Annotated in this window: 13 protein-coding genes and 1 pseudogene; 8 read left to right on the forward strand and 6 right to left on the reverse strand. The window is 73.1% G+C overall.

The genetic code is table 11. The features are described from left to right. Nucleotides 1–27: 27 nt before the first annotated feature. Nucleotides 28–795, forward strand: coding sequence for a DUF4239 domain-containing protein (locus tag E4198_RS05355; RefSeq protein WP_136182158.1), 768 nt, complete (start codon nucleotides 28–30; stop codon nucleotides 793–795). Nucleotides 796–850: 55 nt separating this feature from the next. Here E4198_RS05355 and E4198_RS05360 read toward each other — a convergent pair whose 3' ends face one another. From E4198_RS05360 to E4198_RS05370, 3 genes are all read right to left on the reverse strand, one after another. Beyond that, entirely contained in the window at nucleotides 851–2,308 is a 1,458-nt protein-coding gene (locus E4198_RS05360) for an aldehyde dehydrogenase family protein (protein ID WP_136182159.1), read from the reverse strand. A 273-nt stretch (nucleotides 2,309–2,581) separates the two neighbouring features. After that, nucleotides 2,582–4,351 carry a PucR family transcriptional regulator gene (locus E4198_RS05365; RefSeq protein WP_136182160.1) on the reverse strand — a complete coding sequence of 590 codons (1,770 nt, stop codon included), beginning with the start codon at nucleotides 4,349–4,351 and terminating at the stop codon, nucleotides 2,582–2,584. 48 nt (nucleotides 4,352–4,399) lie between these two features. Then, nucleotides 4,400–6,562 (reverse strand): ATP-binding protein, encoded by a 2,163-nt coding sequence (locus E4198_RS05370; RefSeq protein ID WP_136182161.1) that lies wholly within the window; start codon nucleotides 6,560–6,562, stop codon nucleotides 4,400–4,402. Between the two features lie 320 nt (nucleotides 6,563–6,882). Here E4198_RS05370 and gabT point away from each other — a divergent pair, with 320 nt between their 5' ends. Both gabT and E4198_RS05380 read left to right on the forward strand, forming a co-directional pair. Next, on the forward strand, nucleotides 6,883–8,232 hold the full coding sequence (gene gabT / locus E4198_RS05375) for a 4-aminobutyrate--2-oxoglutarate transaminase (protein ID WP_136185193.1): 1,350 nt from the start codon (nucleotides 6,883–6,885) through the stop codon (nucleotides 8,230–8,232). A 380-nt stretch (nucleotides 8,233–8,612) separates the two neighbouring features. Beyond that, nucleotides 8,613–9,302 (forward strand): phosphatase PAP2 family protein, encoded by a 690-nt coding sequence (locus E4198_RS05380; RefSeq protein ID WP_136182162.1) that lies wholly within the window; start codon nucleotides 8,613–8,615, stop codon nucleotides 9,300–9,302. On the opposite strand, the gene E4198_RS05385 is transcribed toward E4198_RS05380, so the two are convergent. Beyond that, a complete protein-coding gene (locus E4198_RS05385; RefSeq protein ID WP_136182163.1) occupies nucleotides 9,289–9,831 on the reverse strand; it encodes a DUF4190 domain-containing protein in 543 nt (180 codons plus the stop codon). The two genes, E4198_RS05380 and E4198_RS05385, sit on opposite strands and share 14 nt — an antisense overlap. A gap of 246 nt (nucleotides 9,832–10,077) precedes the next feature. On the opposite strand from E4198_RS05385, the gene E4198_RS05390 reads away from it, so the two are divergent. Continuing rightward, the gene (locus E4198_RS05390; protein WP_136182164.1) at nucleotides 10,078–11,130 is read left to right on the forward strand and encodes an adenosine deaminase; all 1,053 of its coding nucleotides are present in this window, start codon (nucleotides 10,078–10,080) and stop codon (nucleotides 11,128–11,130) included. 93 nt (nucleotides 11,131–11,223) lie between these two features. Here E4198_RS05390 and E4198_RS05395 read toward each other — a convergent pair whose 3' ends face one another. After that, nucleotides 11,224–12,798 (reverse strand): APC family permease, encoded by a 1,575-nt coding sequence (locus E4198_RS05395; RefSeq protein ID WP_136182165.1) that lies wholly within the window; start codon nucleotides 12,796–12,798, stop codon nucleotides 11,224–11,226. A gap of 284 nt (nucleotides 12,799–13,082) precedes the next feature. Beyond that, nucleotides 13,083–14,531 carry a gamma-aminobutyraldehyde dehydrogenase gene (locus tag E4198_RS05400; protein ID WP_136182166.1) on the reverse strand — a complete coding sequence of 483 codons (1,449 nt, stop codon included), beginning with the start codon at nucleotides 14,529–14,531 and terminating at the stop codon, nucleotides 13,083–13,085. 165 nt (nucleotides 14,532–14,696) lie between these two features. Between E4198_RS05400 and E4198_RS05405 the strand changes: the two genes are divergently transcribed. From E4198_RS05405 to E4198_RS05420, 4 genes and pseudogenes are all read left to right on the forward strand, one after another. Beyond that, complete coding sequence (locus E4198_RS05405; RefSeq protein WP_136182167.1) at nucleotides 14,697–15,191, forward strand: Lrp/AsnC family transcriptional regulator; 495 nt, start codon at nucleotides 14,697–14,699, stop codon at nucleotides 15,189–15,191. Further along, nucleotides 15,176–16,555: an aspartate aminotransferase family protein gene (locus tag E4198_RS05410; protein ID WP_136182168.1), complete on the forward strand. Its 1,380-nt coding sequence runs from the start codon at nucleotides 15,176–15,178 to the stop codon at nucleotides 16,553–16,555. The genes E4198_RS05405 and E4198_RS05410 overlap by 16 nt, the downstream gene beginning before the upstream one ends. A gap of 254 nt (nucleotides 16,556–16,809) precedes the next feature. Continuing rightward, a pseudogene (locus tag E4198_RS25310) lies at nucleotides 16,810–17,421 on the forward strand (ATP-binding cassette domain-containing protein); the annotation flags it as partial. A 356-nt stretch (nucleotides 17,422–17,777) separates the two neighbouring features. After that, nucleotides 17,778–18,992 carry a hypothetical protein gene (locus E4198_RS05420; RefSeq protein WP_136182170.1) on the forward strand — a complete coding sequence of 405 codons (1,215 nt, stop codon included), beginning with the start codon at nucleotides 17,778–17,780 and terminating at the stop codon, nucleotides 18,990–18,992. Nucleotides 18,993–19,186 lie beyond the last annotated feature (194 nt).

Here is a 19,186-nt window from a genome sequence, read left to right on the forward strand (position 1 = left end):
TCCGCGTCCTCCCGCTAGGAGTCCTTGGTGTCGCAGTGGTTGATCCTGCTCGTCTGCCTGGTGGTCGCGTGTGCGGCGGTCATCGGCGTGGCGTTCCTCCGGCAGCGGCGGGCGGGCGAGGAGGACGACCCGTCCGAGACCCCGGACGTGATCGAGTACATGACGATGATGATCGGGGTGGTGTACGCGATCGTGCTGGGCCTGGCGATCGCCGGCGTGTGGGAGGCGCGCAACGCGGCCGACGAGACCGTGCAGCGGGAGGCGCAGGCGCTGCACGAGATACGCGAACGCGTTCAGGTCTATCCCGCCGACGAGCGCGGCCGGATTCGCGCGGACGTGGCGGCGTACGTGCGCCACACCGTCGGCCCCGAGTGGACGCACATGACGGCGCAGGGCGAACTCACCGCCCACGGCGACCGGTTGCTGAGCGCACTGCGCCGCGACGTGCAGGCCGTGCGTCCCGAGAGCACGCAGGCAGTGCAGGCGTACCAGGGGGTCGTCGACCAGGTCGCGGTGGTGGACGCGGCCCGGGTGCAGCGGGAGGCGCAGGCGGCGCCGACCATGCCGGGTGTGGTGTGGTGCGGGCTGATCGGCGGCGGGGCGCTGACCGTGGGGATGGTCTTCGCACTGCAGATCCAGCGCTCACGGCGGGAGATGATGCTCGCGGGCCTGTTCAGCGCGCTGGTCGTCTTCCTGATCTTCCTGGTCTGGCACTTCGACTCCCCCTTCACCCGGGGGCTGAGCGAGCCGACCGAGGCGTACACGGCGCTGTTCCCGCGTGCCGCGCAGCACTAGCGAGGGCGGGGCCGGGAGTGTTCCCCCGGCCCCGCCTCTCGGGGTGCTGCGGCCGTCAGAGCTCCAGGCCGGTGAGCACCATGACCCGCTCGTAGGTGTAGTCGTCCATGGCGTACTGCACGCCCTCGCGGCCCACGCCGGACTGCTTGGCCCCGCCGTACGGCATCTGGTCCGCGCGGTAGGAGGGCACGTCGCCGATGATCACGCCGCCGACCTCCAGCGCACGGTGCGCGCGGAACGCCGTCTGCACGTCGTGCGTGAACACGCCCGCCTGGAGGCCGTAGATCGAGTCGTTGGCGGCCTCGTACGCCTCCCGCTCGCCGTCGACCCGGGTGAGGGTGAGGACCGGGCCGAAGACCTCCTCGCAGCCGATCTGGGTGTCCCGGGGGACGTCCTCCAGCACGGTCGGTGCGTAGGAGGCGCCGTCGCGCTTGCCACCGGTGAGCAGTTTGGCCCCGGCGGTGACGGCCTCCTCGACCCAGGACTCGATCCGCTTCGCGGCGTCCTCGCTGATCTGCGGACCGACCTCGGTGGCGGGGTCGGTCGGGTCACCGGTCACCTGCGCCTCGACGGCCGCGACGACCCGCGGCACCAGACGGTCGTACACCGAGGTGTCGGCGATGACGCGCTGCACGGAGATGCAGGACTGGCCACCCTGGTAGTTGGAGAACATCGCGATGCGCTGAGCGGCATGGTCCAGGTCGGCGTCCGAGGAGTAGTCGGACAGCACGAGCGCCGCGCCCTGGCCGCCGAGTTCGAGGGTGAGGTGCTTGCGCGGCACGGCGTCGACAAGGGACCAGCCGACGGGTCCGGAGCCGGTGAAGGAGATGACCGGCAGCCGCTCGTCCTGCACAAGGGCGGGCATCCGGTCGTTGGGAACGGGAAGCACGCTCCAGGAGCCGGCGGGCAGGTCGGTCTCGGCGAGCAGTTCGCCGATGAGCAGACCCGACAGCGGCGTGGCCGGGGCGGGCTTGAGGATGATCGGCGTGCCGACGGCGATGGCCGGGGCGACCTTGTGGGCGCACAGGTTCAGCGGGAAGTTGAACGGCGCGATGCCCAGGACCGGGCCGCGCGGGAAGCGGCGGGTCAGCCCGAGGCGGCCCTGCCCACCCGCGTCGGAGTCGAGGCGCTGCGCGGTACCGCCGTTGAAGCGCCGGGCCTCTTCGGCGGCCCAGCGGAAGACGGAGATGCAACGCCCGACCTCGCCCCGGGCCCAGCGCAGCGGCTTGCCGTTCTCGGCCGTGATCAGATCGGCGATCTCGTCGGCGCGCTCGGTGACGCGGCGGCAGATGTGATCGAGAGCGGCGGCACGCACGTGGGCCGGGGTGGCGGCGAACTCGTCCGCGACCGCGGTGGCCGCGGCGACGGCCTCCTCCACCTGGGCCTCGGTCGGGACACTCACGGTGCCGACATGGCGGCCGTCCCAGGGGGAGGCGACGTCGAAGGTCTCCTCGCCGGTGGCCTGTCGGCCGGCGAGCCAGAACGCGTGGGTGGCGGCTTCCTTGACTGGCACAGTGAATCCCGGCCCTTCCGAAATGGTGGGGATGGTGCGTTTGCTCTGAGCGACACGTTAGGCGGAGGACGCCGCGAGGGTGATTGTCCGACGCGGCCACATCGCGCACGGCCGTGCGCCGTATTGGCGCGTGGCGCGCGGCGCGGGATTGCGGGCTCGCTGCGGGCGGCGTCGGGAGACGACCGCGCACGCGGGCCGGGGACGTCACACCGGGTGCGGTGCGGCCGGCCCCCGGCGGTCGCGGGGCGTTCGGTGCCCGGCGTAGCCGCCCGCTCAGGCGGTGACCTTGAGCGCGAGCCAGAGCTCCATGCGCACGTCGGGGTCGTCGAGTGAGCGGCCGAGGATCTCCTCGACGCGGCGCATGCGGTAGCGGAGGGTGTGGCGGTGCACGCCCAGGTCGGCGGCCGCGGCGTCCCACTGGCCGTGCCGGGAGAGCCAGGCGCGCAGCGATGCGACCAGGTCGCCCCGCCCGTGGGCGTCGTGTTCGTACAGCTTGCGCAGCAGGCCGTCCGCGAAGGCCCGCACGGCGTCGTCGGCGAGCAGCGGCAGCACGGATCCGGCGGCCACGTCCTCGTGCTCCACCAGGACCGAGCCGCGGCGGCGGGCCACCGACAGCGCCTGGTCGGCCTGCTTGAGGGCGACCCCGGTACCGGCGAGACCGGCGGGCGCCGAGACGCCGATGACCGGGGGGTCGTCCCAGCGGTCGCCCTCCGCGTCGGCCCGGCCGAACCGCTCGGCGCGGTCTGCGGCGGCCCGGGCCGCGTAGCGGGCGCACGCGGTGGCGGCGGCGCCCCCGTCGGAGGCGAGGACGACCAACCGTTCGCCGTCCGGCACGACCAGGACGGCTTCGCCACTGCGGGCCGCCGCGGTCTCGATCGCGTCGGCGAGGTCGTCGAGCAGGCCGTTCTCCGGTGCCGACAGCGCGCCGGCGACCAGGCCGTCGGGCCCGCCGGTGCGGGCGGTGGCGGGCAGGTCCGCTTCGATGCCGGCGACCGGGGCACCGGACGGGGTGATGGCCTGCGGCGCCGGTCTCCCGGCCTCGCCCCCGGCTGCGGCGCGCGCGTTCGCCGCCCGGCGCCGGGACGCCGGCCCGGCCGCCGGTTCGGCGACGATGACCCGCATCGGCGCGTCAAGGAGGCTCCCGTAGAGCCGTCCGGCGACGGCTCGTGCATGTCCGGCCTCGCCCGAGAGGAGCATGCGCAGCACCGCCGCGCCGAGTCGCTGCTCGGCCTCCTGGAGGGCGCGCGAGCGTTCCGTGGTGAGGGTGAGGAGCGCGACCGCGGAGTGCACGGCGTAACGCTCGGCGGTGCCGGGCGGGGCGGCGGTGCCGACGGCCAGCACCGCCTTGGCGCGGCGCCCGGTGCCGACCGACTGGAGTTCCACCCGGTCGTCGCCCGCCTCCGGTTCGCTGACCACGGCGCTGGCGGGCGCCGGCCGGTCGCGGAGCCGTTCGGCGTCCGCTGCGTACCGGGCGGCGCGGCGGGCCGCCCACGCGGGCGCGGTGGCGACGACGGCGCCCGTCGCGTCGTAGAGCGCGGCCCAGCCGTCGACGTGGGTGGCGAGCCGCCCGAGGAGCGCGGTGGGGCCCTCCTGGGAGAGCGCCGCGGTGGTCAGGTCGCGCTGTGCGTCGAAGCCCGCGGTGACCGCCTGGTACTGGTCGGCGGCGATGGCCGCGGAGACGAACTTGCTGATCGCGATGAACGGGGTGCGCCGTGGCACCTCCAGCAGCGGCATGTCCGCGTCGCGCGCCGCCTCGACCAGGGCATCGGGCACCTTCTCGTAGTTGACCCCGGCCGCGAAGCCCAGCCCCACGACGCCCCGCCCGGCGAGCAGCCGCACGTAGCCGCGCATCGCCTCTGGATCCTCGGCGTCGAGTTTCAGGGCGGTGATCAGCAGGAGTTCCCCGCCGTCCAGATACGGCGTCGGGTCGGCCAGCTCGCTGGCGTGCGCCCAGCGCACGGGGGTGTCCAGCCGGTCGTGCCCCGCGAGCACGGACAACCGGAGTGCGGAGTGCTGCACGAGCGCGGCGAGAGTGGGTGGCATAACGCCCTCACCGTACCGCCGCGGGGCCCCCCGCGGCCCTGGTCCGGGCTATTCGCCGAGCCTCGCGAGCACCGGGGGCGTGCGCCTGCCGCGGACGGTGGTGAAGGAGACCACGGCCTGGCCGGGCTCGAGCTCGTTGGCCAGGTCGGACGCGGACCAACGCTGGCGCTGCACGGTCCGCACGGTGACCGACTCGGCGGTCACGTGGCGGCCGGTCACCATGCGCCGGATGCCGTGCATCAGCTTGGTCAGCGGCTCGTCGGAGACGAGCTGGCGGTTGGTCACGTCCCGGGTCTGCACCCACTCGGTGCCCCAGACCTCGGCGAACCGTTCCGCGTCCCAGGGCGTGACGCCGGCGCAGGCCACACGGCAGCCCACCGCGCCGAGCAGCGGCCCGCGCAGCGGCTCCGGCACGTCGTCCAGCGCCCGGAGGGTGAGCAGCACGCCGGCGTGGCCGCTGCGCAGCCGCTGGAGCCCGCGGAGTGCCTGCGGGGTGATGGTGCGGTCGGCGTCGTCCAGCACCAGGCAGGCGAAGAGCGACTGGTCGTCGCGGGCGAGAGCGGCGTCGGTGAACTGGGCGAGGACCAGCCGGGCGAGGATCCGGGAAGCCTCGGCGTGGCCACGCTCGGGGAGGTCGATGCGCACCCGCAGCGGGTGTTCGAGGGCACGCAGCGAGAACGGCCGGTGGTCGCCGCCCGCAGCACCGCGGGCGAGGCCGGCGGGTGCGAAGAAGTCAGCGAAGGCGGGCCGGTCGAGCAGCGCGACACGGTCGGCGAGCAGCGTGCCGGTGTCGCCGGGACGGCCGAGCTGCCGCTCGTAGGCGTCGAGTTCACGCAGGTGCGCGCGATGGCCGGGCCGGGCGGGGTCGCGGCCCAGCGCCTCGCGGAGTGCGGCGAGGGGAGCGGGGACGCCGTCGAGGAGCTCCCGGAGTTCGGGCACTGCGGGGAAGCGGCCGTGGGCGGTCCGGAAGGGGCCGAGGAGCTGGGCGAGCGTGGTCGCGGCGCGGCGGCTGTCGCCCCCCGGCAGCCCCTCGGCGAGGTCGCCGACCAGTGCTTCGGCGAGGAGGACGGCGGCCTCGTCCGGGTCGTCGGTGCCGCCGTAGAGGTCGAGGTCGTAGGCGGATTCCGGGCGGCCGGGCCGCACCACGACGTCGAAGGCGTCGTCCGGGGCGGGCTTCGTGCCGGAGGAGGTGACGGCGACGACGGCGGCCTGCCCGGCGAGCGCCTGGAGGCACAGCGATTCCACGACGGGCCGCACCAGGCGGGTCGTCTTGCCGGCCCCGGAAGGGCCGACGGCCAGCGCGGACGTGCCCAGCAGGGCGGGTTCCAGAGCCAGACCGGCGCCGCGGTAGTCCTGCGGATTGCGCTCGTCGTCGGCGGCGGTGCCGATCCGGACCTGGCTCAGGGACAGGTCGTGCCGGGCGGCGCGCGACGGCAGGTCGCGCGCCCCGGAGGGGTGGGTGCAGGCGGCGGCACCGTCCCGCAGGACGGCCTCGGTGAACTGCGGGAGCCCGACAGGCCGGGACCGCACGGACTGCCAGGCCCGCTCGATGCGGGCGTGGTCGACGTCGCTCATCCGGCCGGCGAGCACCTCGGCGGACAGCCGCTCGGCTGCCTCCTCGGAGCCGCCGCCCGCGCGGCGGAGCTGCGGCCACAGGACCGGGTCCTCGTCCGGCGGCGGAGGTGCGGCGGCGCGCCGGGACGTACGGAAGCGGCCCTTCAGGCCTGCCGCGGCCCGGCGCCCCACCTCGTCCCAGTGACCGAGGCGGCCGAAAACGGCGGCCAGCCCGGCGAGGACCAGGCCGTAGTAGAGGTAGGTGGCCACGACCAGGGGCACGGTGCCGCGCCAGGCGTCCGGGGTGAGGACGTACAGCGGCCAGAGCCAGTAGTCGCCGAGATAGCCGTTCCACAGCAGGGACCAGACGAGCCAGCCGATCAGGAACGAGACCAGGGCCCCGCTGACGAGCTGCCGCGCCGGGGTGCGGTCGGGGTCGGCGGCCGGGAGGGGGTCGTGGCCGCAACGCCAGATGCCGGGTTCGGCCTCCGGCCGCGGGGTGCGGAGCCAGTCCGCGAGCGGGGGCGCGCCGCGCGGAGGGGCCGACGGGACGGGCGGCGCGGACGGCTGCGGGGGCACGTGGGGGGTGGTGGTGCCGTTCTCCACGTGCTCGACGCCTCTCGTGCCGTGGCTCCGTGCGGAGGGCCCGGTGTCCATCGTGTGCTGCACCCCTGCCTTTGCGCTGCGCGCGGCTGTGCGCGTGCCGTGTGTGGGCTCCCAATTTAGTGCGGGGTGCGACGAGTTGCCCCACGGCGCTCTTCCCCATCCGCGCCCCACTCCGAAACCGGGGCTCCGCCCGGGGGCCGGGCCCCGTCGCGCCTCACCCCGCTGGGCGGGCCGGGCGCGACGGGAAGGCTCCGTCGTGGCCAAGAGGAGGACGCGACTACTCCGTGGCGGTGCATGTCTCGACCCCGGCCCAGGACCTAGCCTGCGGGTGACGCACACCACTTCCTCCTGAGGAGACCGCTATGACCACGATGACCGATCCGCACGGCGGCACCGCTCTCCCGCAGGAGCGCCGCCTGGTGACCGCCGTGCCCGGGCCCAAGTCGCAGGAGCTGATGGCCCGCAAGCAGGCGACCGTGGCGGACGGCGTCGGCACCGTGATGCCGGTGTTCGCCAAGCGTGCGGGCGGCGGCGTGCTGGAGGACGTCGACGGCAACTCCTTCATCGACTTCGGCTCGGGCATCGCGGTCACCTCGGTCGGCAACAGCGCTGCCGAGGTGGTGCGCAGGGCGACGGCTCAGCTGGAGGCGTTCACCCACACCTGCGTGATGGTGACGCCGTACGAGCCGTACGTGGAGGTGTGCGAGCAGCTCGCGGAGCTGACGCCGGGCGACCACGCCAAGAAGTCCGCGCTCTTCAACTCGGGCGCCGAGGCGGTGGAGAACGCGGTCAAGATCGCCCGGGTTTACACCAAGCGGCACGCGGTCGTCGTCTTCGAGCACGGCTACCACGGCCGCACGAACCTCACGATGGCGCTGACCTCGAAGAACATGCCGTACAAGCACGGCTTCGGCCCGTTCGCACCGGAGGTCTACCGGGTGCCGGTGGCGTACCCGTTCCGCTGGCTGACCGGCCCGGAGAACTGCGCCGAGGAGGCCGCGGCGCAGGCCATCAGCCAGATCGAGAAGCAGGTCGGCGCCGAGAACGTCGCGGCGGTCATCATCGAACCGCTGCTGGGCGAGGGCGGGTTCATCGAGCCGGCGAAGGGCTTCCTGCCCCGCATCGAGCGGTTCGCGAAGGACAACGGCATCGTGTTCGTCGCGGACGAGATCCAGTCCGGCTTCTGCCGCACCGGCCACTGGTTCGCCTGCGAGGACGAGGGCGTGGTGCCCGACCTGATCACCACCGCGAAGGGCATCGCGGGCGGCCTGCCACTCGCGGCCGTGACCGGCCGTGCCGAGATCATGGACGCCGCACACGCGGGCGGCCTGGGCGGCACCTACGGCGGCAACCCGGTGGCCTGCGCCGCCGCGCTCGGCTCGATCCACACCATGCGCGAGATGGACCTGGCGTCCCGGGCACGCCGGATCGAGGACGTGATGAAGCCCCGGCTGCAGAAGCTGGCCGAGCAGCACGGCGTGATCGGCGAGGTCCGGGGCCGCGGCGCCATGCTGGCGATCGAGCTGGTCCAGCCGGGCACCAAGGACCCGAACCCGGAGGCGACGGCCGCCCTGGCGAAGGCCTGCCACCAGGAGGGCCTGCTGGTGCTGACCACCGGTACCTACGGCAACGTGATGCGGTTCCTGCCGCCGCTGGTCATCGGCGAGGACCTGCTGAACGAAGGGCTGGACATCCTCGAGGGCGCGCTCGCCTCACTCTGACCCCCGTCGCGCCGCGGAGCTGCGCGGGCCCGGCACCCCGGACTCGAAGCCGTTCGCCCCGGTGCCCGTGACACGCCTCACGGGCACCGGGGCACCACAGCGGTCACCTGCGACGCTGGGCTGGTGACGGAGCACGTGAAGAATGTGTGCGAGCACCATGCCGGGTCCGTGAGGCGCCTGTCCGGCGTGGTCCGCCTGACGTACGGTTTCAGCAGATGAAAGCCGTGCCGCTTTTTCCCCGAAGCTGGCTCGGTCGTGCCCTCGCGCACACTCCTCACAGATCGGACGCCCGCACGCCCCACACCCCCCGGGGCGGGCGGAGGTCCGGTCCTTGCGGCCGCCCCGGAACTCTCCCCCCTGTTCCGGGGCGGCCGACTGTCGTGTATGCGCTCCTCATCGGCGCCCTCCTCGCGGTCTTCGCCGTGATCAGCTGGCAGGTGGCGGTCGCCGGACCGCTGCTGGCCGCCGACCTCGCGGCGCGCGACGCGGCAGCCGGCCTGACCTCCGGAAACGGGACCCTGCGGGCCCTCGCGGAGGCGGGCGCGGACCTGGGCGGGGGCGGGGCCGCGGGTGCCGTGCTGGCCGTCGGCGCCTCAGCTGCCGCCTGGCGCGCACGGTCCTGGCGACCGCTACTGGTCGCCTCCCTCGCCGTCGTGGCGGTGCCCGCGGTGGTGCTGCCACTCAAGGAGGCGTTCGGCCGTCTCGGCCCCGACGGGCTCCCGCTGTACGGCTACGCCGGCTACTACCCGTCAGGCCACACCCTGACGGCGGTCGTCGCGTACGGGACGACCGCGCTGCTGTGCGCGCACCGCTTCCCAGTGGGCGGGCCGGTGGCGGCGACGCTGCTCAGCCTGTGCACGGGACTGGGTCTGGTGCTGCGCGGCTACCACTGGGCCACCGACGTGGTGGCGAGCGTGGCGCTCGGCGGGATCGTGCTGTGCCTCCTGGCCGCCCTCCCCGGACGCACCCCCCGAGGGGCCGGGCCCGGCCCCTCCCGTCCCGCACAGCCGGACACGCACGCCACGCCCGGCCCGGAGCAGGCCGGGCGTGGGGCGGTCAGCGGCCGCTGAGTGAGACGACGGAGGCGGCGGGGACGCGGAGTGCGTCCTGGTAGTCGCCGCCGGACGTGCCGCCGGTGCCGGTCTCGGCGTTCTCGGACAGCACGATCCCCACAATCAGGGCGGCCACGACCAGCACCGACAACACGGTGCCGACGATGCCCATGACGAAGCCGCTGGTGGCATGGCTGCGTGCGCCGCCCTCGCCGCGGTCGGCCTTGCGACGGGCGCTCACCCCCAGGACCAGCGCGACGGGGGCGACGAAGATCCCGAGGAACGACCCCCAGCAGGTGACGACGAGGATCAGTCCGACGATGCCCAGCACCATGGAGGCGGTGGCCGTGCCCTGCGGGAGGGGCGGGCCGCCCCAGCCGGGGCCGGGCTGTCCATAGCCGCCGTGACCGCCGTAGGGATGACCGTAGGGAGGGCCGTGACCGTGGGGAGGGTCGTAACCGGGATGATGGCCCTGCGGGCCGTATCCCGCGGCACCGTGGACCGGGGCGGGCTGCGGCCCTCCGGGCGCGGTTGGCGGTGGTCCCACGGGCGAGCCCGGGGAGGTGGGTGCGTCCGCCCACGAGGCGCCGGACGCATCCTTGCTCAGCGAATCTCCCGACGGGGCCGGCCAGGCCCCTCCCCCGTTGTCCGCGGGCCATCCGGAGTGCCCGGACTGTCCTCCGCTGTCTGTCCCCATGTCCCCTCCTTGCCACTCGTATCGTCATGCTATGCGTCCGCATGGAGTCTCCGGCACGCCTACCATGCCTGCGACACCTACCCCGGAGGCTTTCCGTTGTCCGACCTCACCGCCTTCATCGCCGGGCTTCCCAAGGCCGAACTGCACGTGCACCACGTGGGGTCCGCGTCGCCCCGCATCGTCGCCGAACTCGCGGCGCGGCACCCGGACTCGCCCGTTCCGAAGGACCCGGCCGCTCTCGCGGAGTACTTCACCTTCCGCGACTTCGCCCACTTCATCGAGCTGTACCTGTCCGTCGTCGACCTGATCCGGGACGCGGAGGACGTGCGACTGCTGACGTACGAGGTCGCGCGGGAGATGGCGCGGCAGCAGGTCCGGTACGCGGAGCTCACGGTCACCCCGTACAGCTCCACGAACCGCGGGATCCCGGACAAGGCGTTCGTCGAGGCCATCGAGGACGCGCGACGCGCGGCCGAGCGCGATCTCGGCGTGGTGCTGCGCTGGTGCTTCGACATCCCCGGCGAGGCGGGCCTGCCGGCCGCCGAGGAGACCGCCCGGATCGCCACGGACACGTCGCTGGACGCCGACGGCCTGGTCTCCTTCGGCCTCGGCGGCCCGGAGGTCGGCGTGCCCCGGCCGCAGTTCAAGCCCTACTTCGACCGTGCCCTCGCGGCCGGTCTGCGCAGTGTGCCGCACGCGGGCGAGACGACCGGCCCGGAGACGGTGTGGGACGCGCTGACCTCGCTGCGCGCCGAACGCATCGGCCACGGAACCAGCAGCGTGCGGGACCCGGAACTGCTCGCGCACCTGGCGGAGCACCGCATTCCGCTGGAGGTCTGCCCGACGTCCAACATCGCCACCCGCGCCGTGGAGAACCTGGAGGAGCACCCGATCGCGGAGATGGTGCGGGCCGGCGTCCTGGTGACCGTGAACAGCGACGACCCGCCGATGTTCGGCACCGACCTCAACACCGAGTACGCCATCGCGGCGCGCCTGCTGGGGCTGGACGCGGGCGGGGTGGCCGACCTGGCGAAGAACGCCGTGCGGGCGTCGTTCCTCGACGATGCCGGGAAGCGGCGCCTCTGCGGCGAGATCGACGCCCACCTGGCGTCGTGGCAGAGCGGCGCGAGCGGAGCGGAACGGGCCTGACCGGGATGGGGGAGGAGCGGCCTACGGGCGGGCCGCGCCGTGCGTGAGCCGCTCCGCCTCGTCCCTCGACAGATCGCTGCACGCCCCGCAGGCTCACTCCTCCACGCGCAGCGCGGGGGTGTCCCGGGTGAGTATCCGCCCCGCGAAGAAGGCAGGGCTGCGCGGCCGCATGACCAGCATGAGCACCGCCCCGAGCAGCAGGGTGCCGACGCCGATGACGAAGACGCTGCCGACCCCCGCCACGGAACTGCCAGACCCGTAGGCGGGATCCCACATGTCGACCAGCGTCTTGGCGAACACCCCGGTGAGCAGCAGCGCGCCGAGCAGGGGGAGGAACCCCTTGGTGAGCGCGTCGCGCACGGACCGGGTGAGTTCGTTGCGGAAGTACCAGACGCAGGCGTAGGCGGTAAGGGCGTAGTAGAAGCAGATCATCAGGCCGAGCGCGTAGATGGTGTCGACCAGGACGTTCTCGCTGATCAGCGTCATGACGGTATAGAACGCGCTGGTGGCGACGCCCGCGACGACGGTGGCGCGGCCCGGCGTGCGGAAGCGGGGGCTGATGTGGGCCAGGGATGCGGGCAGCGCCTGGTAGACCCCCATGGCCAACATGGTGCGGGCGGCCGGCAGGAAGGTGGTCTGCAGGCTGGCGGCGGCGCTGGCGAGCACGGCGAGGAACAGCAGCACGCCGAGCGGGCCCATCACCGGCTCCGCGAGGGCGGCGAAGACGTTGCCCGAGGTGTCGGGGTTGCCGAGCCCGAGGCCCTCGGTGCCGGTGCCGGCGAAGAGCAGGGCGGCCACCGCGGTCAGCACGTACGAGGTCACCAGCACGACCATGGCGATGAGCGCCGCCCGGCCGGGGGTCCGGTCGCTTCCCTGGGTCTCCTCGTTGACGGTCAGACAGGCGTCCCACCCCCAGTAGATGAAGATCGACAGGGACAGCCCGGCCGTGAAGGCGCCGAAGGAAGAGACGGAGAACGGGTCCATCCAGGTCCAGGAGAAGTCCGGCGCGTCCACGCCGGGCGCGTCGCCCGCCTTGCCCAGCGCCATGGCGACGAAGCCGACCAGCACCACCATCTGGAGGCCGACCAGGGCGTACTGGAACCACTTGGTCGCCGTCATGCCGCGGTAGCTGATCACGGTGGCCATTGCCACGAACGCCAGCACGGTGAGCACGTGGACCTCCGTGCGGGTGCCGAAGTCCACCACCGCCCGGCTGCTCAGCACCTCGCCGACGAGCAGGTAGAGGAACTCGGCGGCGACACCGGCGAGGTTGGACAGCACGATGACAGTGGCCACCACCAGTCCCCAGCCGCACATCCAGCCGGTGCGCGGACCGAGGGCCTTGACCGTCCAGGTGAACGAGGTGCCGCAGTCGGGCACGACCCGGTTGAGCTCCCGGTAGGCGAACGCGACCAGCAGCATGGGGAGGAAGCCCGCGAGGAACACCATCGGCATCTGGAGGCCGACCTCACCGACCGTCGGACCGAGGGTGCTGGTGAGGCAGTAGACGGGGGCGACCGTGGAGAGGCCGATGACCGCGCTGCCGAAGAGGCCGACCGAGTCGCGCCGCAGGCCCTTGGACCGTACGTCGTCGTGCCCCGGGGCGGAGGGCGGGGCACCCGTGAGCCCGGCGCCCGGGGTGCTGGAGTCGTCGAGAAGTGAGGCCATGCGCGGGAGGCTAGAGCGTGCGTTTTCCGTATCGCGGATCTCTGCAGCGCACACGAATCGCCTTCACTTGCCAGCTGGGGAACCTGTCGGACCTGCGGATCGTCGGCCATACACCCAGTGGGCCTTTCACACCCCGATCCGGTTCCGGGTTTCCGGCAGGTGCGGAAACCGCAGCGTGTCCGTTTTGCCGGGCGGGAAAACTTTCCGCCGCGGACGTCGGAACCCCCCGGACGCCTCGGGCGCCCGGGGGGTTCCGCTCGTGTCGTCGCGGGTCCGCGACGGCCTCAGAGGGCCGTCATGACGTGCTTGACGCGGGTGTAGTCGTCGAAGCCGTAGGCGGACAGGTCCTTGCCGTACCCGGACTTCTTGAAACCGCCGTGCGGCATCTCGGCGACCAGCGGGATGTGGGTGTTGATCCACACGCAGCCGAAGTCGAGGGCCTTCGACATCCGCATGGCGCGTCCGTGGTCCTTGGTCCACACCGAGGACGCCAGGGCGTACTCCACGTCGTTGGACCACTTCACCGCCTGCTCCTCGTCGGAGAAGGACTGCACGGTGATGACCGGGCCGAACACCTCGTTCTGGATGATCTCGTCCTCCTGCCGGAGACCGGAGACCACCGTCGGGGCGTAGAAGTAGCCGTTCTCGCCGACGCGTTCGCCACCCGACTCGACCTTGGCGTGGGCGGGCAGGCGGTCGATGAAGCCGGTGACCTTCTCCAGGTGGGTGGCGTTGTTGAGCGGGCCGTAGAAGCAGTCCTCGTCGCTCAGGTCGCCGGTCTTCACCTCGGAGGCGGCCTTGGCGAGGGCGGCGACGAACTCGTCGTGCACGTTCTCGTGGACGAGGACGCGCGTCGCGGCGGTGCAGTCCTGTCCGGCGTTGAAGAAGCCGCCGTCCCGGATGCCCTCGACGGCCGCAGGGATGTCGGCGTCGTCGAACACGACGACCGGCGCCTTGCCACCCAGTTCCAGGTGGACCCGCTTGAGGTCCTTGGCGGCGCTGCCGGCGACCTCCATACCGGCCCGGACGGAGCCGGTGATCGAGGCCATGGCGGGCACGGAGTGCTCGACCATGAGGCGGCCGGTGTCCCGGTCGCCGCACACGACGTTGAAGATACCGCGCGGCAGGTCCAGCTCGGCCAGCACCCCGCCGATGACCTCGGCCATGAAGACCGTGGACGCGGGAGTGGTGTCCGAGGGCTTGAGGACGACCGTGTTGCCCGCGGCGAGGGCCGGGGCGAACTTCCACACGGCCATCATCATCGGGTAGTTCCAGGGGGCCACCTGGGCGCAGACACCGACCGGCTCCCGGCGTACGAAGGAGGTCAGGCCCTCCATGTACTCGCCGGCCGCCTTGCCCTCCAGCATGCGGGCGGCGCCAGCGAAGAAGCGGATCTGGTCGAGCATCATCGGCAGTTCCTCCTGCCGGGTCAGCTCCAGCGGCTTGCCGGTGTTCTCGCACTCGGCGGCCAGCAGTTCGTCCTGCCGCGCCTCGAGGGCGTCGGCGATCTTGAGGATCGCCCGCTGGCGGGCCCCGGGGGTCGCGTCGCGCCAGGCCGGAAACGCGGCCTCGGCGGCGGCCATGGCGGCGTCGACGTCCGCGGCGGCCGAGAGCGGCGCCGTCGCGTACGCCGCGCCCCTGGCCGGGTCGATCACCTCGGTGGTGCGCCCGTCCGCGGCGTCCCGGAACTCTCCGTCGATGTAGTTGCGCAGGCGACGCAGCTCGGCGTTCACTTCGCACCCCTCCAGTTCAGCTTGTCCATCGGGTGAGACATCCAGCCTAACCACGGGAATGACGCTTTCGATATACCCGCCACTCCCCGACTGCGGATTCAGTGGCATCGGAAGCCCTCGGCAACGAAAATCAGCGCTCACGGCTTGCCATACCGACGAGACCTCGTGCAGAGTCGAATCGTGGCTCGAAACTCGAAGAACGCGAACGGCTCACCGACGGTCGACTCCGTCTCCAAAGCGATCATCGAGCAGCTCCAGGAGGACGGCAGGCGGCCGTACGGCGCGATCGGACGGGCGGTCGGCCTGTCCGAGGCGGCCGTGCGGCAGCGTGTCCAGAAGCTGCTCGACCAGGGCGTCATGCAGGTCGTGGCGGTCACCGACCCGCTCACCGTCGGCCTTCTGCGGCAGGCGATGGTCGGCATCACCGTCGACGGCGACGTCGAGCAGGTGGCCGACGCGCTCGCCGAGCTGAAGGAGGTCGAATACGTGGTCGTGACCGCGGGCTCGTTCGACCTCCTGGTGGAGATCGTCTGCGAGGACGACGAGCACCTGCTCGAGATGATCAGCAAGCGGATCCGGTCGCTACCCGGCGTCCGCTCCACCGAGAGCTTCGTCTACCTCAAGCTGCGCAAGCAGACCTACGCGTGGGGAACCCGATAACCGTGAGCAAGACCCAGTCCCAGACGGCCTACGACCACCTGTGGATGCACTTCACCCGGATGTCGTCGTACGAGCACGCACCCGTACCGACGATCGTCCGCGGCGAAGGCACCTCGATCTTCGACGAGAGGGGGAAGCGCTACATCGACGGGCTGGCCGGACTGTTCGTCGTCCAGGCCGGGCACGGCCGCACCGAGCTCGCCGAGGCGGCCGCCGACCAGGCGCAGGAGCTGGGCTTCTTTCCCATCTGGAGCTACGCGCACCCGCGCGCCGTCGAACTCGCCGAACGCCTCGCCCACCACGCCCCCGGCGACCTGAACAAGGTCTTCTTCACGACCGGCGGCGGCGAGGCGGTGGAGACCGCCTGGAAGCTGGCCAAGCAGTATCACAAGCTGACCGGCAACCACACCAAGTACAAGGTGATCTCCCGCGCCGTCGCCTACCACGGCACCCCGCAGGGCGCTCTGTCGCTGACCGGGCTGCCCGCGCTCAAGGCGCCCTTCGAGCCGCTGGTGCCGGGCGCGCACAAGGTGGTCAACACCAACCTCTACCGGGCACCGGAGCACGGCGACGACCCGAAGGCCTTCGGCCGCTGGGCGGCCGACCAGATCGAGCAGCAGATCCTCTTCGAGGGCCCGGAGACCGTCGCCGCGGTGGTGCTGGAACCGGTCCAGAACGCGGGCGGCTGCTTCCCGCCGCCCCCCGGCTACTTCCAGCGGGTGCGGGAGATCTGCGACCGCCACGACGTGCTGCTCGTCTCCGACGAGGTCATCTGCGCGTTCGGCCGGCTCGGCACGATGTTCGGCTGCGACAAGTTCGGCTACGTGCCGGACATCATCACCTGCGCCAAGGGCCTCAGCTCCGGCTACTCCCCCATCGGCGCGACGCTCGTCTCCGACCGTGTCGCCGAGCCCTTCTACCAGGGCGGCAACACCTTCCTGCACGGCTACACCTTCGGCGGCCACCCCGTCTCCTCCGCCGTCGCGCTCGCCAACCTCGACCTCTTCACCCGCGAGGGCCTGCTCCAGCACGTCCTCGACCACGAGGACGCCTTCCGCGCCACCCTGGAACGGCTGCTGGACCTGCCGATCGTCGGCGACGTGCGCGGCAACGGCTTCTTCTACGGCATCGAACTGGTCAAGGACAAGGACACCAAGGAGACGTTCTCCGCGGAGGAGTGCGAACGGGTGCTGTACGGGTTCCTGTCCAAGGCGCTCTTCGAGGCCGGCCTGTACTGCCGCGCCGACGACCGCGGCGACCCGGTCGTCCAGCTCGCGCCACCGCTGATCGCCGACCAGACGACGTTCGACGAGATCGAACAGATTCTGCGCGGCGTGCTGAGCGAGGCGTGGACGAAGCTCTGAGCCCCGGCCGGCGTCCGTTCCTCCGGTCGCGGGTGCCGCCGCGCGCGGGCGGTGCCGGCACCCGCGACCGGAACGGGCCGGGCCGACCCGGGCCGTAAATGAGTCCATATGGACGGTCCTCGGCGCGTGCCGCGCCGAGCCTCCCCTCTCCCCGCCCGTCGCTGTCCCTACGGTGCGAGTGACCGAAGCCCCTGACGGTCGTTCAATCCCTCAGGGGTGTTCCCTCGGAGCAGAGGCGAGTGGAGGTGCCATCCATGACGGCCCCGCCGGACGACGACGTGCTGTGGGCACGCGGACTGACGTACGCATATGACGGCTCCCCGGCTCTCCAGGACGTCACCCTGGGGATCCGCACCGGTGAGATCGTCGCCGTGACCGGCCCGCGCGGCAGCGGCAAGTCGACCCTCCTGAGCTGCCTCTCCGGGCGGTTGCTGCCGGACGGCGGCGAGGTGTGGTTCCAGGACGTGCCCGTCCACACGCTGGGCCTGCACTCACGGGAACGCCTGCGCCGCGAACGGTTCGGATGGATCGGCAGCGAACCGCAGCTCGTCCCGGAGCTGAACGCCTGGGAGAACGCGGCCCTGCCACTGCTGCTGGCAGGCGTCGGCAGTCGTGCCGCCCGCCGGGCGGCGCACGAGTGGCTGGAGCGGCTCGACATCGGCGACTGCGCCCGCAAACGGCCGACCGCGCTGCTCCAGGCGCAGCGGCAGCGGGTGGCCATCGCCCGGTCACTGGTCCACTCCCCCACGGTCCTCTTCGCCGACGAACCGACGGCGCCGCTGCACCAGGCCGACCGGGTCCAGGCGCTGCGCACCCTCACCACGGCGGCCCGCACCCACGGGATCACGGTGGTGCTGAGCAGCCACGGGCCCGTCCCGACGGCGGACACACCCTCCCCGGTGCCGGCGCCCGTGGTCGTGCCCGTGCCGGCGGTCGCGGGGGACGAGGGCACAGCCGGGGACGAGGACGGGGACGACGTGCCTGCTGGACCCGTCGGCCCGGCCGACGCCTACGCCTCCGCCTACGGCGGCACGGCCTCCCCGATCGGTCCGGGCGACGCGCAGACGGCTCCCGCTTCCAGCGTTCCGGCGATTGCGGGCTCCGCCGTAACAGCCGCACGGAACGACCTCATCGGCAGCCGGATCGTCGACCGCGCCATCGCCCTGCTGGACGGCCGCTGTGTGCAGGGCGCGGCGCCCCGGGAGACGGAGGGAAGCACCGCGTGCTCGCTCTCCGTCTAGTCCGCGGCGCCCCGCCGCTCGCCCTGCTCCGACGCCTTCTGCTGGCCGCCGCGGCGGCAGGCGTCACCTTCCTGATGCTCGGGGCCGTCGGCCACGCCGCGGGCCATCCGGAGGCCGCCGGGGACGGCGCCACCCGGATGCTGTGGTGCCTGGTTCCGCTTGCCGCCGCCCTGCAGCTCGCCGTCGCCGTCGCACGGACCGAGACCAGCCGACGTGCGCTGACCGGACTGGACGCGGCGGGCGTGGGTCCGTCCCGGATGCCGCTGCTGGCGGCCGTGTCCACGACCGCCTCCTGCCTCCTCGGCAGCGTGGTCGCGCTGCTCCTCTTCCTGCTGCTGCGCGGACATCTGGGCGGTCTGCCGTTCGCCGGAGCGGCGGCCGACGTCCTCGGCGCCGGGCCGGCGCTGCCGCTCGGCGCCGTCCTGCTGCTCTTCCTCCTGGTGCCGCTGACCGCCGCGGCGACCTGCCTCGTCGCGCTGCGACCCCGCCCGCTGCCGCCCAGCCGCCGCGAGGGGGACCGGAACGAACCGGCCACCCTGGCGGACGCCCCTCCAGCCGCGCTGCCCCCTGGCCTGCCGTGGGGCGTCGCCCTGACCGCGACCGGGCTCGCGCTGGAGACCTTGGCCGGCAGGGGATCCGGCGACCCCGCCGCGGGGGCGCTGCTGCCGATGCCGGGGACGCTCGCCGGAAGCCCGCCCGGCGCGCTCGCCGGCTGGGTGCTCACCGCGATCGGACTGGTGCTGGCCGGACCCGGCCTGACGCACCTGAGTGGCCGGCTCATCACGCTCGGCCGCCCAGGCGCGCTGCGCCTGCTGTCCGGGCGGATTCTCCAGGACGACGCCGAACGCGTCGGGCGTCCGCTCGGCGTGCTGTGCGCGGTCGCCTCCGGAGCCCTCGCGGCCGGAGAGCTGTACGGTCCGGCTCGTGGCGGCGAAGCGGCTTCGGGGGCGGTGTTCGGGCCGCTCACCCTGCTGGGCGGAGTGCTCGTGCTGGGCTGCGCGACGGCGAGCGCGCTCGCGGCCGCGGCGGAGTCGCGTGCCCTGCGGGCCCCGGCCACGGCCTCGCTGCTGCAACTCGGGGCGCCACGGTCGCTGTTGCGGAACGCGGCCGCGCTGCGCGCGGTGGTGGTCGTCGCCGTGCTCGGTCCGATCGCCTGGGCCGTGGGCCGCCTCGTGGCCCTGCCGCTGACCACCTGACCGCACCACCCGGCCTCCCACACCCGATTCCGCGCGGGCGCCCCGGCTCCGGGGCGCCCGCGCCGTCGTGTGCGCCGGGCACGGCAGTGGCCGGGGTTCCCGGAGAAGTCCGCGGAGCACGTGCGTTCGGAGAGGCGTGACCGCGAGCACGGCGGCCCCGACAGCGCCGCGGGAAGACCAACCGCGGGCGGGCA

Origin of the sequence: Streptomyces sp. RKND-216 (genome assembly GCF_004795255.1) — a bacterium.
Lineage (GTDB): Bacteria > Actinomycetota > Actinomycetes > Streptomycetales > Streptomycetaceae > Streptomyces > Streptomyces hazeniae.

Coding starts and splice junctions, on each gene's coding strand:
- E4198_RS05365 (WP_136182160.1), bottom strand. CDS start 4,351: ATGCCACCCACTCTCGCCGCGCTCGTGCAGCACTCCGCACTCCGGTTG.
- E4198_RS05370 (WP_136182161.1), bottom strand. CDS start 6,562: ATGGACACCGGGCCCTCCGCACGGAGCCACGGCACGAGAGGCGTCGAG.
- gabT (WP_136185193.1), top strand. CDS start 6,883: ATGACCGATCCGCACGGCGGCACCGCTCTCCCGCAGGAGCGCCGCCTG.
- E4198_RS05395 (WP_136182165.1), bottom strand. CDS start 12,798: ATGGCCTCACTTCTCGACGACTCCAGCACCCCGGGCGCCGGGCTCACG.